Origin of the sequence: Chelatococcus reniformis (genome assembly GCF_014640075.1) — a bacterium.
In the GTDB taxonomy this organism is placed as follows: Bacteria; Pseudomonadota; Alphaproteobacteria; order Rhizobiales; family Beijerinckiaceae; genus Camelimonas; species Camelimonas reniformis.
On record NZ_BMGG01000005.1, the window covers coordinates 410,778 to 411,175 of the forward strand.

A 398-nucleotide genomic window follows, 5' to 3' on the forward strand; every position below is an offset into this window, starting at 1 on the left:
GCGCTGCCGACCGTGCCGATCGGCGTCGGCTTCACCGGCGTGCCGCGGGTGACGCTCGACGATGCCCGCTGGAGCGACCTTCACATGCCGCTGACCCAGGCGCTCATCCGCATCGTCGAGGCGCGGCAGGCGAGCGACGCCAACCTGCACCTGGTCTCGGTCTGGGCGCACATGTCCCAGGACGTCGGCTACCTCACCAGCGGCACCATGAATGCCGATACCGGCGCCATCGAGGCCACCGTCGCCGACCCCACCCATCCCAGCGGCGAGAACCGGGACCAGATGGCCCAGCGTGTCGCCGCCTTCATCGCCAACGTCGTCTGAGAGGATCCCATGGGCGGAGTATTGACCGTCGACCAAGCGTCCTACCTGCCGAATGCCCGCGCCTTCCGCGCCCC

The 398-nt window shown here is 69.6% G+C and carries 1 protein-coding gene; it reads left to right on the forward strand.

Annotated elements, in window-relative coordinates; translation table 11 throughout:
* Window positions 1-324 (forward strand): hypothetical protein (locus tag IEW34_RS15785; protein ID WP_188610154.1); only part of this gene is annotated, 324 nt, incomplete at its 5' end.
* Window positions 325-398 lie beyond the last annotated feature (74 nt).